This window comes from Pseudomonas sp. NPDC089734 (assembly GCF_044748865.1).
Classification (GTDB): Bacteria; Pseudomonadota; Gammaproteobacteria; order Pseudomonadales; family Pseudomonadaceae; genus Aquipseudomonas.
On record NZ_JBIVGV010000001.1, the window covers coordinates 153943 to 171921 of the forward strand.

17 protein-coding genes are annotated in these 17979 nt (G+C 56.0%); 8 read left to right on the forward strand and 9 right to left on the reverse strand.

The annotated features are described in order from the left end of the window. Positions 1 to 99 precede the first annotated feature (99 nt). Positions 100 to 357, reverse strand: coding sequence for a YebG family protein (locus tag ACIPY9_RS00745; RefSeq protein ID WP_400696292.1), 258 nt, complete (start codon positions 355 to 357; stop codon positions 100 to 102). Between the two features lie 258 nt (positions 358 to 615). Here ACIPY9_RS00745 and ACIPY9_RS00750 point away from each other — a divergent pair, with 258 nt between their 5' ends. Continuing rightward, positions 616 to 1104, forward strand: a complete 489-nt coding sequence (locus ACIPY9_RS00750; protein WP_400696293.1) for a phosphate-starvation-inducible protein PsiE — start codon at positions 616 to 618, stop codon at positions 1102 to 1104. Positions 1105 to 1329: 225 nt separating this feature from the next. Here ACIPY9_RS00750 and ACIPY9_RS00755 read toward each other — a convergent pair whose 3' ends face one another. The 4 genes from ACIPY9_RS00755 to ACIPY9_RS00770 all read right to left on the reverse strand — a co-directional run bounded on the left by ACIPY9_RS00755 (position 1330) and on the right by ACIPY9_RS00770 (position 7287). Continuing rightward, a complete protein-coding gene (locus ACIPY9_RS00755) occupies positions 1330 to 4458 on the reverse strand; it encodes an SIR2 family protein (RefSeq protein ID WP_400696294.1) in 3129 nt (1042 codons plus the stop codon). Between the two features lie 1169 nt (positions 4459 to 5627). After that, positions 5628 to 5840, reverse strand: a complete 213-nt coding sequence (locus ACIPY9_RS00760; protein WP_117167009.1) for a DUF6124 family protein — start codon at positions 5838 to 5840, stop codon at positions 5628 to 5630. A 450-nt stretch (positions 5841 to 6290) separates the two neighbouring features. Continuing rightward, complete coding sequence (locus tag ACIPY9_RS00765; RefSeq protein ID WP_400696828.1) at positions 6291 to 6503, reverse strand: DUF6124 family protein; 213 nt, start codon at positions 6501 to 6503, stop codon at positions 6291 to 6293. 442 nt (positions 6504 to 6945) lie between these two features. Continuing rightward, on the reverse strand, positions 6946 to 7287 hold the full coding sequence (locus ACIPY9_RS00770; protein WP_400696296.1) for a DUF3509 domain-containing protein: 342 nt from the start codon (positions 7285 to 7287) through the stop codon (positions 6946 to 6948). Between the two features lie 163 nt (positions 7288 to 7450). Between ACIPY9_RS00770 and ACIPY9_RS00775 the strand changes: the two genes are divergently transcribed. After that, a complete protein-coding gene (locus ACIPY9_RS00775; protein ID WP_400696297.1) occupies positions 7451 to 7999 on the forward strand; it encodes a sigma-70 family RNA polymerase sigma factor in 549 nt (182 codons plus the stop codon). Then, positions 7996 to 8955: a FecR family protein gene (locus ACIPY9_RS00780; RefSeq protein ID WP_400696298.1), complete on the forward strand. Its 960-nt coding sequence runs from the start codon at positions 7996 to 7998 to the stop codon at positions 8953 to 8955. The genes ACIPY9_RS00775 and ACIPY9_RS00780 overlap by 4 nt, the downstream gene beginning before the upstream one ends. 67 nt (positions 8956 to 9022) lie before the next feature. Here ACIPY9_RS00780 and ACIPY9_RS00785 read toward each other — a convergent pair whose 3' ends face one another. The 4 genes from ACIPY9_RS00785 to ACIPY9_RS00800 all read right to left on the reverse strand — a co-directional run bounded on the left by ACIPY9_RS00785 (position 9023) and on the right by ACIPY9_RS00800 (position 13794). Further along, positions 9023 to 9451 (reverse strand): HPF/RaiA family ribosome-associated protein, encoded by a 429-nt coding sequence (locus ACIPY9_RS00785; protein ID WP_400696299.1) that lies wholly within the window; start codon positions 9449 to 9451, stop codon positions 9023 to 9025. A gap of 281 nt (positions 9452 to 9732) precedes the next feature. Further along, the gene (gene fecA / locus ACIPY9_RS00790) at positions 9733 to 12093 is read right to left on the reverse strand and encodes a TonB-dependent Fe(3+) dicitrate receptor FecA (protein ID WP_400696301.1); all 2361 of its coding nucleotides are present in this window, start codon (positions 12091 to 12093) and stop codon (positions 9733 to 9735) included. A gap of 223 nt (positions 12094 to 12316) precedes the next feature. Continuing rightward, positions 12317 to 13288, reverse strand: coding sequence for a FecR domain-containing protein (locus ACIPY9_RS00795; RefSeq protein ID WP_400696303.1), 972 nt, complete (start codon positions 13286 to 13288; stop codon positions 12317 to 12319). Positions 13289 to 13290: 2 nt separating this feature from the next. Next, positions 13291 to 13794 (reverse strand): sigma-70 family RNA polymerase sigma factor, encoded by a 504-nt coding sequence (locus tag ACIPY9_RS00800; protein WP_400696829.1) that lies wholly within the window; start codon positions 13792 to 13794, stop codon positions 13291 to 13293. A gap of 200 nt (positions 13795 to 13994) precedes the next feature. Here ACIPY9_RS00800 and ACIPY9_RS00805 point away from each other — a divergent pair, with 200 nt between their 5' ends. From ACIPY9_RS00805 to ACIPY9_RS00825, 5 genes are read left to right on the forward strand one after another with little or no spacing between them, the layout of a single operon-like run. Further along, on the forward strand, positions 13995 to 14333 hold the full coding sequence (locus tag ACIPY9_RS00805) for a DUF3649 domain-containing protein (protein ID WP_400696305.1): 339 nt from the start codon (positions 13995 to 13997) through the stop codon (positions 14331 to 14333). Between the two features lie 20 nt (positions 14334 to 14353). Then, positions 14354 to 15913, forward strand: coding sequence for a PepSY-associated TM helix domain-containing protein (locus ACIPY9_RS00810; RefSeq protein ID WP_400696831.1), 1560 nt, complete (start codon positions 14354 to 14356; stop codon positions 15911 to 15913). Next, complete coding sequence (locus ACIPY9_RS00815) at positions 15913 to 16245, forward strand: DUF3325 domain-containing protein (protein WP_400696306.1); 333 nt, start codon at positions 15913 to 15915, stop codon at positions 16243 to 16245. The genes ACIPY9_RS00810 and ACIPY9_RS00815 overlap by 1 nt, the downstream gene beginning before the upstream one ends. 9 nt (positions 16246 to 16254) lie before the next feature. Beyond that, complete coding sequence (locus ACIPY9_RS00820; RefSeq protein WP_400696308.1) at positions 16255 to 16854, forward strand: RNA polymerase sigma factor; 600 nt, start codon at positions 16255 to 16257, stop codon at positions 16852 to 16854. After that, positions 16851 to 17834, forward strand: coding sequence for a FecR family protein (locus ACIPY9_RS00825; RefSeq protein WP_400696310.1), 984 nt, complete (start codon positions 16851 to 16853; stop codon positions 17832 to 17834). Before ACIPY9_RS00820 ends, ACIPY9_RS00825 begins: the two co-directional genes overlap by 4 nt. Positions 17835 to 17979 lie beyond the last annotated feature (145 nt).

Consider the following 17979-nt stretch of genomic DNA (forward strand, 5'->3'; position numbering starts at 1 on the left):
GATGAGCTGGAGAAGCCGGAGTGATGGTGTAAGGGGCTTTCGCGAATGAATTCGCTCCTACCGCGGACCCGTAGGAGCGAATTCATTCGCGAACCCGACTCACTCAGCCTCGCTCAACAACTCATTCAGCGCATCCGGCTGGCTCTTGAAGGCGCGGGCGAAGATGTCGCGGTTTTTCGCCATGTAGATCCCGGCTTCTTCAACCTGGGCTTCCGTCAGCGACGGCACGGCTTTATTCAAAACTGTTGCCAGCAACTCAGCGAGTTCAAGCATCTTGTCATGACGATCAGCTTCGGCTTTATCCATGAACAAACGCTCCAGATCTCGGCTGCTGCGGTATACCACTTCGACGGCCATTCACTACCTCACATGCCCTTGCGATAAAGTTAACAGATACTGTTTTTTTATACAGTGCCAAGCATAAGCCAATCCACTCCCCTTGAACAGTGGCTTCAAACCCTCTTTTTTCTCGATCACGTGTGCCTTGCGACAACCCGTCGCGCTCTCAACCATAGCCTATGGCCCTGTTCCTGCTTTAAAAAGCAGCGGTGCAGAGTGTCATGTGCATGCAGCATCATCCGCTTGGCAAAAATTCAGGTTTAGAGGTAGCGCGTCATGGGAAACAAATGGGCTGAAAAGATGCGGCAAAAAGTGCATTCGCAGGCCGAATCGCTGGGAAACCTGTGTGTGGAGAGCTTCCACTTCCTGGCACTGTTCGCCATCGGCGCCATCACGGCCTGGGCCTCGGTCGTCGCCTTTCTGGGCATGGTCGAAAAAGGCAACATCACGGTCGATGACATCCTCCTGCTGTTCATCTACCTCGAACTGGGCGCGATGACGGGGATTTACTTCAAAACCAACCACATGCCCGTCCGCTTCCTGATCTATGTCGCCATCACGGCACTGACCCGGCTGCTGATCTCCGACGTCTCACACCACAACCCGCCGGACATGGGCATCATCTACCTGTGCGGCGGCATCCTGCTGCTGGCGCTGTCGATTCTGGTGGTGCGGTATGCGTCGTACAAATACCCGTCGGCGAAGATTCCGGATCACTCCAGTACTGTGAAAGGGGCGGTTACGGAGGAGAAGGGGGAGGTTTGAGGGTTTTGTGGAGCCGGAGCGGGGAGCGCTCCGGTTTCATTGGGCTTGGTGTACTTCAGCTTTTGGTTTGATGTGGTCATTTATGACTGGCAACTTTCGGCCAAAAGGAGTCATTCACCTATCCGGTTTAGATTGGGTTGAACGCCCCTTTCTTTTGAGCTTCGATTTACGGAATAATCTATTCAGTTAATTTTGCTTTTTTTGCCAATAAATTCGGCAATTACGTTAGGCATGAGCGTCTATGCAACAAGGGCCTCTGTAGGAAAATGCCACTTTAAATTTTAGCGAGTCGCCAGGGCGCAAATTAGACCAACTGGCACCCTTAAGTTCATTCCGACTCAAAAATATTGCGCTCCCAAGAGATGGACACTCAACAAAGCAGAAGTCACCTTTCAGTGTTTTTATGCTTCCCTCAAATTCGGTGTATGCACCGCTCGAATCTCGCACTGTGCCTCGCTTTTCGTTTGGTCCCCCATATGGTACAGGGCCAGAGTTCAGTTGAGAGTAGATCTGATTTGCTCTCTCACGGCTACCGAACAGGAATTCATGGCGAGCACTATAGAATTGAGCCTCAAAGTGGGTATCACCATCAGTAAAACTTCTCCGAAGAAGTTTGGAAATTTCTTGAGCGTTCGTTGATTCCTCCTCTCTAATTAACAGTCTTGCGAGTTGAAAATTGAGAGCCTTTGAGCTTGCATTTTGAGATACTGCTCCGTGCAAAATTTTCTTGGCCTCTGCGATTTGAATAGGGTCGTCGCTATCCATAAGTTGTCGAGATAGACGTAGCACAACAAATTCATTGGCAGGTGTTTTAATATATGCTTTTCGCAACATCAACAACGCTTGAGGATGTTCATTCAATACAGTAAAAAGCTGATGCCTGAGACTTACTAAATACGTGTCATCTGGCCAGCGCTGGAGCCCTTCCGCAATATTTCTCTCAAGTTCGCTCATTTTTCGAACGGCAACTTCCTCTGAAAGCTTCTGCGAGAGGTCAGGGCCACTCTCAATCCTCGTCTTTACTTGATCCATCAATACTTCACAGTATGTAACTACGCCGTAAGAGGTCTTGAGCAGACCATGATCTTTTACTTCGGCGAGTGCGTTCTCTTGATATCTGACTGCTAAGGATGGCTCCATGTCTTTACCTCGCGCTAGATCCCTGAGAACTACCGCTTTTGTGTGATGAATGGAGTTTGTTTGACCGCGCGGTAACTCTAGGGCTTGATCAATAAACTTCAAAGCCCGAATGGCACTTCCGCCTGGATGCTTCAATTCAAACAATGCTCGTTGCTGAAATACAAATCCTTGATCGATGCCGGCTTGCTCGGCAGATTCAAAAATTCTTTCAGCTAGCGATCTGTCCGCAAAATCATCTGCAATAACCCGCCCTTTTAAAATCTTTGAAGCGGCTTCGGAATCGCTTGAATAGTCGGAATTCAGCACTGATAGTATTCTTACTAATTGATTGGCTTTGTCGACAGGGGTCGGAAAAGCCTCATCAAAAACAATTTGTGCAATTTCCGTATGTCTAGTTTTATAAGCGAAATCTTTAGATCTCCAATCTGAGTATGCGCTCACCACTTTCTCCAAGGGTGAAAAAAATCGCTCCTCAAACTGTATAAAATTTGTACCACTCATTCTTGAAACCAAACCTGCTCTCACTGGAACATTTAGACGGTGTAGAGAGCAAATGTCTAGATAGAGTATTTGGGCTTCGAGAGGGGAGATGTTTCTGTATTCATCCCGCAATATTTTCCGAAGATCCGCTCCAAGCGTAGCCTCGTGCAAAGCAACTAGTAGCTGGCGCTCATGATTGCTCATAAGAGTATCAACACGTTCCTTATGAGCTAAATGTTTTAGTTCGCCGAGACATCCGTGCTCATCAAGTAATGTGCAGAGCATGTCTGCTTCATCATTGGATAAGTCACCTAGCGAATACTCTTCAGCAGGAATTAGTTTCATCGTCCCATTAGTGGAGTTCCATTCATTAGTACGTACCGCAACGATAAATGTAACAGGTATCTGCTTTTTCTTCGCCGCTACATAGCACTCATTTAAGGCCGCAGCATCAAACAATCCGTTATCTACAGCGATGAATATCCGCTCCCCTGAAAGCTCGTACAGCTCGTCTAGGATATCGCGCACACCTTTTAGAGATGTATCACAGAAGAAGCAGAAGGCATTAATGTTTGATCCACTAAGCTCCCACGCTACTCTTTTTAAAGTAACACTTTTGCCAGCTCCCGCATGGCCTTTTATTAATACCAATTTTGGCTCGGTGTTGGGAGATTGTATATTTGCTAAAATCTGAGATGTGATATTTCGGTCAAAATCATATCCGCTCTTTATCGGAGCCCACGTTGCGGAGTCACCACGATAAAAATTGATAGGATTGGGGTTCTCTATGAGCATTTCATGATGCACGTGAATCAGCCTGCCGCCTATAACAGCCTGCAAATTGTGGCTCGGCATCGCATTAGTTTTTAGCCAGCGAGACATGGCTCCAGCGGGTCGATTTAAAACAGATCCAAGAAGTCTGCTTTTAGAATCAATTTGCTGATCGATATGAGTTAAAAATTCTTCAAATGTTGCAGATACAGTCTCCATTTTAAACCTACCCCAGTATCTTTTATCTAGATCATCAAATCTGGGGTTGATAGCGGCATAAGAGGGCCTGTCCTGAAAACCATTTTCAAGGGAAAACAAAATTTGTGCGATATGCGGATCTGCAATCTCATACCCACAAAAAATTACTGGATGATCCTTCGCCATTTCTTTGAAAGCGGTGATCAATCTACTTCTTCCATCTTGATATTTTGCATACTGTTCGTTGGCTATAATCAACGGGATATTGGTGTCGGCCACTCGACTAGTACACCCGTGAATCTTAAATATCGGAACTGCATTTATAGTGTCTTCGATGGCTCTTAAGTCACCATCTTGAATAATCACTAAAGGATTTTGAATTCTAGCCTGGGTTTGCTCGTACGCTTTCTCTACAACTCGATCATAATTGGTTGTAACAATCGCCCTCCATTTAAATAATGGTATAAGCTTGTGAAATTCCTGAGGCTCTATTGACTCGAAAGTCTGCTTTATAAAGTTTTGAACGTCTAGTACGGAGCTATCTGACGTGGCGTAATCGGCGATTTTGGCAAGAGCCTCTGCGCTTCGCTTGCCACCCAAAAATTTTTCAGAAATTGCGACACCTAACTGTGCTCCCGTTAACGCTTTCCGTTCTCCATTGATAGAAGTACATCCGTAGGAAGCGCCAGCTCCTAGAAAAAGTATCGCCTTACCTTCTTTTATCTGATCTATGATCCTTGGCGACAAACTGATGCTTTCGGCCATAAGGCCTCCCTGGCGACTACAATTGATCGATGTGTATTTTTCTAACAATACACACCATGCATAGAAATCGAAATGCCATCATGCACGTGTTCATGACAAAGCGACCCGCATCCGGAGGTTTTATTAAGTTTTTCACGCACTAAGTTCTTGATAAGAATAGTATTTTTATGCCTCAAGTGTTTATGGCATGAAAAATTTTCGACTACGGAACCGCTTACGATATAAGCGTTGCTTGGTACAGGGGCGCATTTTGAAAAAAATCTCGCATCTTACCACTGGGAAGTTGTGCTCGGGTTCAGCAGGACGTCGCTCTCGCTTTCTGCACATCAATCGCTCTTCGCATCAAAATATTTGAATAGCTGCTATTGGCCGATTACTGCCCGTCGCGACCGTCAGCTTTGGGTCCAGAGTGTGTAAAAACGTCATGGATCTTACTTTTAGGTTCACCTGTCGGAAATCTATAAGCCTTGTGTCCCCGCACTCATACGGTCTTGACGTTAGCAACTGCGCCAATAATGCCTCCGGAAACAGATACGATGTAGTCGGCCACTCTTTGGCAGAGGATGGAGTGCGTTGAACGGATTACCAGGGTAAGAGGCATGAACGAGAGCGGGTCAATGTCGATGCGTTCTCCTGATGTGCCGCGAAGCGACAATGTCAGCTCCGTCCATTGGTGATCATCTGAACCTGCGCAGTCGCCGTCAGAGTCAACATCGCATCCGGTTCCCCATAGATGTTCAGCAATGCAATAGAAGGCCGGTAATGGTCCTTCCGGCGTGATTTGAATGGAATAGCAAGCAGACATAATTTGTTGGCGGTGTCTATCTGTCAGGAGACAAAAGGGTATCTCGGAGCCTAAGGCTTGAGCAATCAGAGTCGCTGCGCCCCAAACCGTCCATATATGGGGCATCCATTGGTGTTTTTGATTGCCTCAGCATATAGCGTATGTAGAAACGACTCCGTGATCCCTTGCTAGGATTTATGAGAATTTTATCGCGGGGATAGCCCATGAAGCGCTTTATCCAAGGTGAACACCGAGGCCAGAAAGAGAAGAAAGAAATTTGATCATCCCGTGAGATCAGATCGAAGTCCGCATATCCCCAGCTTGTTCATCGTAGAACCGGACAAGCCAAACACCGCCCATCCGGCCCCAAACAACCTCCACAACCTTACCGCACCTCCACCCGCTCCAACGACCGATCCAGCTCGCTCCTGGCCATGCCAATCAGATGCACAACAGAAAAAGCCAGATCCCGTTTCGGGCCGTTGAGGCTGTCGCCGGATTCGTAGGCGGTGGCGGCTGCGCAGCGCAGCAGTTCGGAGATGTGTAGCAGGGATTCTTCAAGGGACGGAGCAGGTGGATCGGGTGTTAACTTTTTCATAACCAGTTTCCTCATGGGGCCACCGTACAGTCGCTGCTAAACGAATGAAGGTGGCGGCTTTGTCGCGGGTTAGCAGACCGGGGAAACTAGCCAAAAACCGGCGCACCCGAAGGTGCCCCACGCAAAGCCGCCATAAGGGCGTTTCTTGCGTGGCTAGTCATCCCTCAGGCTGCTAAACCCGATCACTGATGTGCAGTGACCGACACAGCCTAGAGAGCCAAAAACGCTCACGCAAGGGGATGGGATTTTCTAGGAAACTTCACGCGGATGAAAGGGACAAGTCCGTAAGAAATGGCCTGCAAACGAGGCATTTCGTTAACTGAAGTTACATCGATAAGCCGCATTTTGCGTAGACAGGGGACTACCTGCCGTTCGCAGAAATTGGTCGCGGGCAAGCGCGCTCATTAACCTTTTATGAATTTGTCGCGGGCAAGACGGTATCTGCAGTTTTTACCGCACCTCCACCCGCTCCAACGACCGATCCAGCTCTCTCCTGGCCATGCCAATCAAATGCACAACAGAAAAAGCCAGATCCCGTTTCGGACCATTGAGGCTGTCGCCGGATTCGTAGGCGGTGGCGGCTGCGCAGCGCAGCAGTTCGGAGATGTGTAGCAGGGATTCTTCGAGCGATGGGGGAGGTGGATCGGGTGTTAATTTTTTCACAGTGATTTCCTCATGGGGCCACCGGACAATCGCTGCTAAACGATTGAGGGTGGCGGCTTTGTCGCGGGTTAGCAGACCGGGAAAATCACCAAAAACCGGCGCACCCGAAGGTGCCCCACGCAAAGCCGCCATAAGCGTTACCTTGCGCATGATTTGTCCTCAGGCTGCTAAACCCGATCACTGATGTGCAGTGACCGACACAGCCTAGAGAGGCAAAAACGCCCACGCAAGGGCACAGGATTTTCTAGGAAAGTTCGTGCAGATGATAGAGACGGGTCCGTAAGAATCGGCCTGCAAACGGGGCATTTTCGTTAGCTGAAGTTACATCGATACGCCGCATTTTGCGTAGAGAGGACACCGCTAGCAGTGGGTCGCGGGCAAGCGCGCTCCTACATTGGCGTTGAGGGTTGGCAGGCTGTAGACGCAGCCTGCCGATACCGGCTCAAAGCCCCATCGCCCGGTTCGAACGGTCAGGTCGTTTCGGTTGCCAGTTGCCGCTGGTAAGAATCGGTACCTGGCTGAGGGTGACGCCTTCGGTCATGGCCGTGAGGATTTTCAGGGCGCAGTCGCCGCGTTCGATGGCGATGCCGAATTGCACGCTTTCAATGAGGCGGCGCAGGCGCTCGGGGTCGTTGCGTTGGGCGGCGCTGATCAGGCGCTTGGCGACGACGCCTTTTTCGTTCGACAGTGTCAGCATGATGCTGCCATCCAGTCCCTGGATGCTCAGATTCACCCGGTAATCGGGGTGAAAGGTATCAGTGATCATCTGAAAAGGATTGTCCATATCGTCTACCTGTCTATGTGCAGTGCATAAGTTGACCGGGTATTAGTCCCTTTAGTTCTCGGTGGCTGACCATCGGCAATCTTCGCTTGTGCTTGCCGATGACAGGTTTTGCTGTAACCTTGCGCGTTAATGATAATTTTTCGTGTTTGAGAAGCATTGATACATGCGCGACTTTTCTGCAACGGATGACGACCTCATTACGAGTCGTCGGCAGCAAATGACGGAGCTTTATAGCGACCACCATCTCTGGTTGCAGAACTGGCTGCGCAAGAAAATCGGCTGCTCGCAACGTGCGGCCGATCTGACCCACGATGCGTTCATCCGCATCCTGATGCTGACCGAACCCCTCAACCTCAAGGAGCCTCGGGCGTTTCTCGCCACGACCGCGACACGTCTGCTGATCGATGGCTCCCGACGTCGCAAGATCGAGCGCGCTTACCTCGATGCGCTGGCGGTGCATGCGGACGACGCCTGCCTTCCCGGACCTGAAGCCATTCATGCCGCGTTGCAGGTGCTGGAGCGGATCGCGCAATTGCTCGACGGCCTGCCTCCAAGGCCGCGCCAGGCATTCTTGCTGCACCGCCTTGAAGGTCTGACTTACAGCGAAATAGCCACTCAATTGGGGGTGTCCTCCAGCATGGTCAAACAGTACATGGCCAGCGTGATGGTGCATTGCTACAAGACCTTGCATGGTTCGGGCCATGTTTCATGAGCCAAGAGCGTGAACCCAACGACCGGATGATCTCCGAGGCCGCGTCCTGGCTGGCGTTGCTCAATGATGAAAGCGTCAGTTCGACAGATCGCCAGGCGTTCGAGGCCTGGTGTGAGGCCGACCCTTTGCATGGTGTGGCGCTGGCACGCATGCAGTCTTTATGGGGCAGCCTCGATGCCTTGCCGGGCAAGCCGGCACAGGCCGCATTGAGCCAGGCATTCACGCGTTCGGGGGTAAAAACCTCTTCTCGAGGGTTGCAGGTCCTGGGGCTGCTGGGCGTTTTGATCGGTGGCTGGATGAGCGTCGAACGCTTTCCGGTCTGGATGGCGGACCAGCACACAAGCGTTGGCGAGCGCCGTGAGTTCCGGTTGTCCGACGGCAGTCAGGTGCAGCTCAACAGCGATTCGGCGCTGGACGTTAAATTCGACGGACGGCAACGAGAGATCGATCTGCTGCGCGGCGAAGTCTGGGTTCAGGTCGCCAAGGATGCACAGCGACCCTTTGTGGTGCGCACCGATCAGGGCACCATCACGGCGCTGGGCACACGCTTTCTGGTGCGTCGCGGCCCGGAAGGGACGCAGGTCAGTGTGCTGGAGTCGGCCATTGCGGCCAATGCTAACAGCCGCGACACCGTGAAGGTCGTCACCGGCCAGCAGGCCTTGCTCAAGGATGGTGTGGTCCAGAGGCCACATTCGATCGGTCGCGATGATCCGGCTGCGTGGACGCGAGGCGTGCTCAAGGTCGATGACCGGCCTCTGGTCGAAGTGCTGCAAACCCTGGCCGATTACCGGCACGGTCTGGTGCGTTTCAATGCGCAGGAACTTGAAGGCATGCGGGTGTCGGGGCTGTTCCGTCTGGACGATACCGACGCGGCGCTGGCAGCACTGAGCGATAACCTGCCGATCCGGATCGAGCGCTTCACGGACTATCTGATTCTGGTCAAGCCAAGGCCGTGAAAACAAAAAGGGCGGTCCTTTCGGGCCGCCCTTTGTCGTTATGTGATCAAGGTGTCAGAGGGGGGAATCAAGCCAGCCGTGCGGCTTCCTTTTCTTGTTCCTTTTCCAGAAATTCCTCTTCCAGCAGGGCGTCCGGGCTGACCGAATCCTGTTCTTCATCGGTGATCAGCGGTGCGCCGCCACGTTTGCTGCGCAGTTTGCCCAGTAGATGTTCAAGGGCGTGATCGAGTTTTTCTGCGGCGCCATCAACGGCCTGATCCACTGTATCGGCCTTTTGGGTGACGGAAATCGGTTGGTGTCCTTTTGGACGGGCTTCAATCTGGCAGCGGATGTCATGCGGACCTGGCTTGTCGCCGTTTTCATCGCTGAGGTGGACTTCAACGCGGGTGACATATTCGTCGTAGCGTTCGAGCGTGCTTTCAATGGTGGTACGAACCCACTCCTCCAGTCGGATACTGCTTTCGATGTGATTATCGCTATTGACCTGGATTTGCATAGTTAATCCTTATTAGGGCTTGCTCGTGCGAGGCTCATGGATCGGCTCCTTGCGAAGCCCGATTTTGTTTGCGCTCAGTCACAGTGTTGGCGTCAATGACCCAACAATTCAACCCCTAATGTGGAAGAAATATTTCGCAGCAAAAAGATTATTCAAATGCATGGGGGGCTCATCCATCATCGATGGCTTGCCCCCCATTGCCTCTGTGGGACCGGATTCATCCGGGAAGAGGCCTGCGCGTGTTCGCGAATGAATTCGCTCCTACATGTGCCCTGATACGATCAGAACGCGACGGAGGTCTGTACATACAGCGTGCGCGGTTCACCCACATACTTGCCGCGGTTGTTGTCGTCGAACGAGCGGGTGAAGTATTCGTGGTTGAAGATGTTCTTCACGCCCACCGCCACGTTCAGGTCGGACAGTTTCGGGCCGAAGTCGTAAGCGGCGCGGGCGCTGAACAGCATGTAGCCCGGGATCCGGCCGGTGTTGCCGCTGGCGCTTTCTGCTTCGGTGTTGGCGTTGTCGGCGTACTGGTCGCTCTGGTATGAGCTGTCCAGGTTCAGCTTCCATGGGCCTTCGGTGTAGCGCACGCCCAGGGTGCCTTTATGCTTGGACGAGAAGGGCACGCGGTTGCCTTTGTTCGGGCCGTCTTCGCGGATGGTGGCGTCCACGTACGCATAGGAGGCGTAGACCTCGTAACCGTCCAGCGCCGGGTTCAGGTCGCTCAAGGCATAGTTGATGCTGCTTTCGATGCCTTGGTGACGGGTTTCGCCACGTGCCACAACGGTGTTGTCCGTCTGGTTGGTGTCGTACTGGTTGTCGAAATTGATCAGGAAAGCACCGATCTCGGCACGCAGCGCACCGTTGTCATAACGGGTACCCAGTTCCCAGGTCCGCGCCTTTTCCGGCTCGACTGCACTTTGGTTGATGCGGTTGGGCATCTGGCTGTACTGCACGCTGCCGAACGAACCTTCGGTGTTGGCGTACAGGTTCCAGGTGTCTGTCACGTGATAGAGCACGTTCAAGGCCGGCAGCGCGGTGTTGTAGTCGCCCTGGTATTTGACGTTGGTGCGGTTGTTGGATTGCGCAGTGTCGATCATCTCGTAGCGAATGCCGGGTGTGATGGTCCACTTGCCGATATCGATGCGGTCATCGATATAGAACGCTTTGGCGTCGGTGTAACCGCGAGTGTCGCGGTCTGCCGGGCTGGATGTGCTGGGCATGACCTGCGAGGCGAGCGTTTCGGCGTAGCGCATTTCATGGCCGGATTCGTTGATGTAGCGATAACCGATACCCACTTCATGCCAGCTGTCAGCCAGTGAGAAACCCTGGGAAAAACGGGTTTCAAAACCACGTACCCAGTACTCACGTGGCGACAGGGTGACGATATTCGTTCCGCCCTGTGTCTGTTCCAGATAACCGCTGCGCAGGGTCTTGGTGAAGAAGGTGTTGGCGGTGAAGACGCGGGCGTCCTGCTCGTAGCGATAGCCGAAGTTGGCCAGGGTGCGACGGCCCCAGAACTTGTCTTTCAGGCGTGTCGACTGGTACGGGTCTTCCTTGTAGGCCGCGACGCTCAGGCCGCCGGGCATTTCGGCCTCGCCTTCGTAATACTGCGCCATGGCGTTGAGGCTGTTGGCGTCGTCGATCTGGTATTTGCCCTTGAGGATCAGGTCGTCGATCTGGGTATCGCTGTGCTCGCGCCAGTCGCTGCCGCGCACACCGGAATACAGGATCGCGCCGCCCAGGCCGTTTTCTGCCGTGCCGCCGAGCAGCAGGTTACCGGTTTTCTTGAAACCGTCCTGGCTGGACGACGGGCTGATTTCGGTCTGGACCGAGCCTTTCATGGTTGGCTCGTCAGGAATGGCGCGGGTCACGAAGTTGACGATCCCGCCGACGTTCTGCGGGCCATAGCGCACGGCACCGCCGCCGCGTACCACGTCCACGGCGTCCATGTTGCCCAGGCTGATGGGGGCCAGGGACAACTGAGGCTGGCCGTAAGGCGCGAACGGCACGGGGATGCCATCCATCAGGACCGTGGAGCGCGACGCCAGACGCGGGTTGAGGCCACGGATGCCGAAGTTCAGCGCCATGTCGTGGCTGCCGGTGCCGTTGTTTTCCGGTGCGTTGACGCCCGGAATGCGGTTGAGCACTTCACGGGCGCTGGTGGCACCGGCACGCTCGAACTCTTCACGGCGGATCACGTCACGGGCACCGGGGTGCTCGAAGACGTTGGTCTGTTGGGCTTCGCCCAGCCAGTCGCCGACGATGGTCGAAGCGCCCAGCTCGACAGGGCCGCTGCCTGCGGTACTTACCGGTTGCAGGGTAAAGCCGTTATTGCCGTCGGCAGTGGCTTGCAGGCCGGTGCCTTCCAGCAGTGCCGCCAGCCCTTGTTCTGGGGTGTATTGACCTTCCAGGCCCCGGCTTTTCAGGCCGCTGGTGATTTGCGAGCCGTAGGAAATCATCACGCCCGCTTCCCGACCGAACTGGTTCAACGCTGTTTCGAGTTCGCTGGGGGCAATGTGGTAAGCCTTGGCGTCGGCGGCATGAGCCATCGACAGACCGCCCAGCGTCAGGCTGGCTCCGAAAATGATATGCCGCAGGGTACGAACCAGTGGAGACAGTTGGGGCGCTCGGGATGACATACGGGAGTCCTGTGAAGAGAGGATTTAAGGATGCTTTCCCTGTCTGTCACGCGAGCGATTGAAAACGGCTCACGGGATTTGAAATTTTTTTGTGGGGTGATCTTTTTCGCGAATGAATTCGCTCCCACAGGGATGAAATCTTTTGTGTGGGAGCGGACTTATCCGCGAAAAGCCAAGGCCGGGAAGGCCCTCGTCGCGGGCAAGCCCCCTCCCACGTAAGGGCTCAGGCTTTCGCCTGAACATTCACCCAATAACGGGTAAAACGCTGCACGCGAACGGGCAGGGCGACTTCCAGCATGTCGAGGATGCGTTCGCTGTCGGCCAGTGGATAACTGCCGGATATCAGCAGGTTGGCGACTTTTGCATCGCAATTGAGCCGTCCGCGACGGTAGCGGCCCAGCTCGTTCAGGAAGTCCGCCAGCTTCATGCGCGACGCCACCAGCATGCCTTCGGCCCAGGCGCCGGTGCTGGCGTCTATCGGGCGCACGGTGTCCCAGGCATCGCGGCTGAAGGTCACCTGCTGGCTGGCCTGCAAGCGCAGGGCCGGGCCGACATGGCTGCTGGGGCTGAGTTCGAGCGAGCCGGTCAACACCGCCAGTTGCGTTCGCCCCTCAAACTGCCGCAGGTTGAAGCGGCTGGCCGAGGTCGAGGCGCGTACCACGCCTTCGGCGGTCAACACATTCAGGGGGCGCGAATCGGCCGCCGTCGTCATCAGGATTTCACCTTCCAGCAGCTTGATGAGGCGCTGCTGGGCTCCGAAATCGACATCCACCGCACTGGCGGTATTGAGCTGCACCTGGCTGCCGTCGCTCAAGGCGACCTTGCGCTGTTCGCCCACGCCGCTGTGGAAGTCGGCCAATAGCGGTTGCAAGGCGATCTGATCGCGCATGCTCCAGCCCGCCACCGAACCTGCGCCCAGCAACAGCAGCAGTTTCAGGGCCTGACGCCGTGTGCCGGATTTCGGCGCATTGAGGGCGGCATGGGCCAGGGGCGAAGACAACCCGCTCAGCCGCTGATTGACCCGCTGGATATGTGCCCAGGCGCGTTGATGTTCGCTGTTGCCGTTGAGCCACTGCTGCCAGGCCTGCTGGCGACGGGCATCCAGGCCGCCTTCCTGCATTTCGATCATCCAGCCGACAGCCTGTTGGGCCACGGCGGGCGAAATGTCTGACTTGTTCAGGGATTCGGTATTCATGTTCAGAGTGCGAAATAGCAGCGCAGCGCGGCCTTGTTCAGGTGACGTTTGACCGTGGCGATGGAGATCCCCAGTTGCGCGGCGATTTCGCCATGGCTCAAGCCATCGACCTGCGAGAGCAGGAAGGCGCGCTTGACCGGCATCGGCAGGCCGTCGAGCAATTGATCCAGCTCCACCAGGGTTTCCAGGATGATCGCCCGGTCTTCCTCGGAGGGCGCCACGCATTCGGGCAGTTCGGCCAGGGCCAGGTAATAGGCGTGCTCCAGATCCTGACGCCGGTAATGATTGCACAGCACGCGCTTGGCGATGGTGGTCAGAAAGGCGCGAGGCTCGATGATCTGCGGCGTATCCCGGGCCAGCATCACTTTGACGAAGGTGTCCTGAGCCAGATCCGCCGCACTGTGCGGGCAGCCGAGCCGGCGTCGCAACCAGCCTGTGAGCCAGGAGTTGTGGGCCTGATACAGACCTTCGACGGTCTGATTGAGAGCGGACTGGGCGGTGGGGATCACGTAGAGATATCCACGAGGACTCATTGAGGGTGTGGATTCTGGCAGACTCTTTTGCATATGAGAATATTTATCATTAATATTGCGTTTCTTTCTCATGCCCATAGGCGAATTATCGGCCTGGCAGACCGGCATTCAGGCGTTTGCCCGGCAGTTTCATGCTTTTTCATGGCTTCTCAAGATCGGGTAAAGGTTCTCGGATGCACGGCACAGCCCTCAATACTCCAGTGGTCAACAAACGTCCTGCCAAAAGCACGGATGTATCGGTTGCCTATCGACTGGCTGTCACGTCCCGTGCGCTGGCGGCGATCTTTGCGGGTTATCTGCTGGCGTCCATCACGAGTATCTGTGTCGCCCAGTGGCTGCCCATTCCCCGTGCCGAAGCGGTCGTCACCGGCATGATGCTGTCCTTCCTGGTGTATCTGGTCGCTGTGCTCTGGTGTTTTGCCTGTCGTACTGCGTTGCAGGCATGGGTGGGTGTGCTGGTGCCCTGTGCGGTGCTGGGTGCGGCCTATGCCGTGGGCCGGTGGCTGCTATGAAGGAAGGGTTTCGCCAGGCGATGGCCTGGCTGCATACCTGGGTCGGCTTGGTCTTCGGCTGGCTGTTGTTTGCGATTTTCCTGACCGGCACGCTTTCCTACTTCAAGGATGAAGTCACCCAATGGATGCAGCCGGAGATTGCTGCCCGCCCGGTGGACGCCGAGGCCAATATCCGGCTTGCGCAAAGCTACCTGCAACAACATGCGGCGGGTGCCACGCGCTGGTTCATCAACATGCCGGACGAGCGCACGCCGGGGCTGATGGTCGGCTGGTTGCCCGAAGGCAAGCCCGGCCAACGCAACAACTTCGTCCGCAAGGTGCTGGACACCCAGACCGGTGCCGAATTGCAGGCCCGGGCCACACGCGGCGGTGACTTCTTCTATCGCTTCCATTACCAGTTGCAAATGCCGCACCCGTGGGGTCGCTGGCTGGCGACCATTGCCGCGATGGTGATGTTCGTGACGCTGGTGACCGGCATCATCGTTCACAAGAAGATCTTCAAGGAGTTCTTCACCTTCCGGCCGCGCAAGGGCCAGCGCTCCTGGCTGGACGGCCACAATGCCCTGGGCGTGCTGGTGTTGCCGTTTCACCTGATGATCACTTACAGCAGCCTGGTGATCTTCATGTCGATGGTCATGCCCGCCAGCATCCTGAGCAGCTACGGCAACATGCAGGCGTTCTACAGCGAAGTGTTTCCCGGCTCCAACATGCCCAAGCCAGCAGGCCAGCCCGCTGAGCTGGTGCCGCTTGCGCCGCTCTTGAAATCCGCCACCGAGCGCTGGCATGGCGATCAGGTGGGCCGGGTTCTGGTCAACAATCCGGGTGATATCAATGCGTCGGTACTGCTGACTCGGGACGACAAGGGCAGCATCACGCCGGATCGCGGCGGTGCGCTGACCTTCAACGGTGCAAGCGGGGCCCTGCAGAACGAAATGCCTGCACGGCCGGTTGCCATGCTGATTTCCAGTGGCATGTATGGCCTGCATGTGGGGCATTACGCCGGACCGGTCCTGCGCTGGCTGTACTTCATCTTCGGCGTGGCCGGTACGGCAATGATCGGCACCGGTCTGGTCATGTGGCTGGGCAAGCGTCGTCTCAAGCATGCCAAGAGCGGTGTATTGCCCTTTGAGTTGCGACTGGTGGAGGTGTTGAACATCGCCAGCATGTCCGGGCTGATGCTGGCGGTAGCCGCGTTCTTTTGGTCCAACCGTGTTTTGCCGGTGGGGCTTGCCGGGCGCGAAGGCTGGGAAGTGAACGTGTTCTTCATCACCTGGGGGCTGTCGCTGCTGCATGCGGTGCTGCGCAGCGGGCAAAACGCATGGCGGGAGCAACTGGGGCTGGGCGCGCTGCTGTTCGTGACCTTGCCGCTGCTGGATCTGCTGACAGGTCATTACCTGATCGCGGCGCTGCAACAGGGCAGTTGGGTGTTGCCGGCCTTCAACCTGACGGCCTTGTGTACCGGGCTGTTTCTCGGCTGGACGGCCATGAAGTTTCGGGCCGAGGGTGCCGATAAACCGGTTCACAAGGCGGCGAAAACAAGCGCTCCGGCTTTGCCGGTCAGCCGCCAGGAGATCAACTGATGCTGCTGGCCGCGTTGCTCTGCTACACAGGTTTCACCGCCTTGTGCCTGTCCATGAACCGGCATTACGGCGAGTTGCTGAGCGGGCCGTTGACGGCGCGTCGCAGCCGGATGCTCAAGTGGGCAGGCTGGTTGTTACTGACCTTTTCTCCATTCGTTGCTGTCGATGACGCGGGGTGGGGTGTCGGTCTGGCACAATGGTGCGCCGTCTTGATGGGCAGCGCTGTGCTGCTGGTATTCTTGATGCCTTTCAGGCCTCGTTGGGTGTTGATGCTGGCGTGTGTCAGCCTGGTGCTTTGCCCGTTTGCAGCCATGGATCAGTTCCCGGTTTAGATGATTGTGATGACGCCCCCAGATCCTGACCTGCCCGATTCCGGGCCTGATGCCGACGCCTCGGGGCGGGGCGGTCGTGCGCATTTTCTGAGGGTGTTCCTTTCCCAGCGCCCGCAGATGGAAGCGCTGGTCAGCCGCCGGGTCGGCTGTCGGGCCACGGCGGCGGATCTGGTGCAGGACCTGTTCGTGCGGTTCTGGCGGCGGCCTCTGGTTCAGGTCGAGGAACTGAGCAGCTATCTGCTGCGTTGCGCGGGCAATATCGCCATCGATCATCTGCGCAGCGAAGGCACACGTTCCCGCATCAGCGAGAGCCTTGAGGCTGAGCAGGACGAAGTCAGCAACGATCCCCGCGCGGCGCTGGAGGCAAGCAACGATCTGCGCCACGTGGAAGCGGCCTTGCGCGGGTTGCCCGAGCGGACGCGACAGATTTTCCTGCTCAACCGCATTCACGGTCGCAAATACGCCGAGATCGCCAAGGCCATGGGACTTTCCCAAAGTGCCGTGGAAAAACATATGATGCGCGCCTTGCAAGCCTGCAAGGCGAGCCTGGAACAGGACTCGACCCCGGCAGGCCCCATCCGAACGAAGCCAGGAGACGCTCGTCGATGAAGGCGTCACCGACAACCCCGGATCAGGACGAGGCCGCACTGGCCTGGTTGAGCGTGCTGCACGATCAGCCCAGTCATGCCGATCAACGGGCCTTCAGCCACTGGCTGCAAGCCGACCCTGCCCATGCCGAGGCTTACAGCAAGGCTCAGGTCTTGTGGGAGTTGAGCGAAATCCCGGCCGCCCGGCTGGCCAGTGAAGACGCCGTGGCACTGGATGCCTTGCTGCGCGCCATGGATGCCCCACCGCCACGTCGTCGCCTCCCGCGCTGGTCGGCCGGGCTGGCGATGGCGGCCTGTCTGCTGTTGATGATTTCCATGGGCGTGGGCTGGCAGCCGCAGCGCTGGGCCAGTGATTTCGGCGCGGATTATGTGTCTGCGCCGGGTCAGGTCCGCACCGTGACCCTGGCCGATGATTCTCAGGTCACGCTGGATGCCGACAGTGCCATTGCCGTGAACTTCAGCGGTGGCGAGCGCCATGTGCAGCTTCGGCGTGGCGCGGCCTTCTTCAAGGTGACCCACACCGGCGAGCCTTTTGTAGTCGATGCACATGCTGGCGAAACCCGTGTACTGGGAACGCAGTTCGAGGTGCGGCTGGAGCCTGAAGGCGCGCAGGTGACGGTGTTGTCCGGCCGCGTGGGCGTCAAGGCGGCCGCCGGTCGCAAGCAGGAGATTCTGGAAGCGGGTCAGCAGGTCGTTTACGACGCACAGACCACCACCGCCCCGAAAGGCATCGACAGTGAAAGCCAGTTGGCGTGGCGACAAGGCTGGCTGAATTACTACCGCACGCCTTTGGCCGACGTCATCAATGACCTGAGCCGTTATTACCCCGGACGCATCGTGGTGCTCAACGATCAACTGGCTGCGAAACGCATCAGCGGCAGCTTCCCCAGCAAGGACCCGCAGGCCGTGCTGACAGCCTTGCAATCGGTGGTGGGGTTCGAGACGTACAGCATGCTGGGCCGCGTCATTGTGCTGCGCTGAAGCCCTGTAGGCGCGAATTCATTCGCGATGCGTCTTGAAGGCGATGGATTTTCTTGCGCTTCACGGGCCTCTCGCGAATGAGTGGATCGCCGCCCGATTCGCTCCTGCAGAGGGGCTTGTAAATCATGATGCTGCGTTTTGTTGT

Coding starts and splice junctions, on each gene's coding strand:
- ACIPY9_RS00825 (WP_400696310.1), top strand. CDS start 16,851: ATGAAGGCGTCACCGACAACCCCGGATCAGGACGAGGCCGCACTGGCC.
- ACIPY9_RS00815 (WP_400696306.1), top strand. CDS start 15,913: ATGCTGCTGGCCGCGTTGCTCTGCTACACAGGTTTCACCGCCTTGTGC.
- ACIPY9_RS00780 (WP_400696298.1), top strand. CDS start 7,996: ATGAGCCAAGAGCGTGAACCCAACGACCGGATGATCTCCGAGGCCGCG.
- fecA (WP_400696301.1), bottom strand. CDS start 12,093: ATGTCATCCCGAGCGCCCCAACTGTCTCCACTGGTTCGTACCCTGCGG.
- ACIPY9_RS00755 (WP_400696294.1), bottom strand. CDS start 4,458: ATGGCCGAAAGCATCAGTTTGTCGCCAAGGATCATAGATCAGATAAAA.
- ACIPY9_RS00795 (WP_400696303.1), bottom strand. CDS start 13,288: ATGAATACCGAATCCCTGAACAAGTCAGACATTTCGCCCGCCGTGGCC.
- ACIPY9_RS00805 (WP_400696305.1), top strand. CDS start 13,995: ATGCACGGCACAGCCCTCAATACTCCAGTGGTCAACAAACGTCCTGCC.
- ACIPY9_RS00775 (WP_400696297.1), top strand. CDS start 7,451: ATGCGCGACTTTTCTGCAACGGATGACGACCTCATTACGAGTCGTCGG.
- ACIPY9_RS00745 (WP_400696292.1), bottom strand. CDS start 357: ATGGCCGTCGAAGTGGTATACCGCAGCAGCCGAGATCTGGAGCGTTTG.
- ACIPY9_RS00785 (WP_400696299.1), bottom strand. CDS start 9,451: ATGCAAATCCAGGTCAATAGCGATAATCACATCGAAAGCAGTATCCGA.
- ACIPY9_RS00810 (WP_400696831.1), top strand. CDS start 14,354: ATGGCCTGGCTGCATACCTGGGTCGGCTTGGTCTTCGGCTGGCTGTTG.
- ACIPY9_RS00770 (WP_400696296.1), bottom strand. CDS start 7,287: ATGGACAATCCTTTTCAGATGATCACTGATACCTTTCACCCCGATTAC.
- ACIPY9_RS00760 (WP_117167009.1), bottom strand. CDS start 5,840: ATGAAAAAGTTAACACCCGATCCACCTGCTCCGTCCCTTGAAGAATCC.
- ACIPY9_RS00750 (WP_400696293.1), top strand. CDS start 616: ATGGGAAACAAATGGGCTGAAAAGATGCGGCAAAAAGTGCATTCGCAG.
- ACIPY9_RS00820 (WP_400696308.1), top strand. CDS start 16,255: ATGACGCCCCCAGATCCTGACCTGCCCGATTCCGGGCCTGATGCCGAC.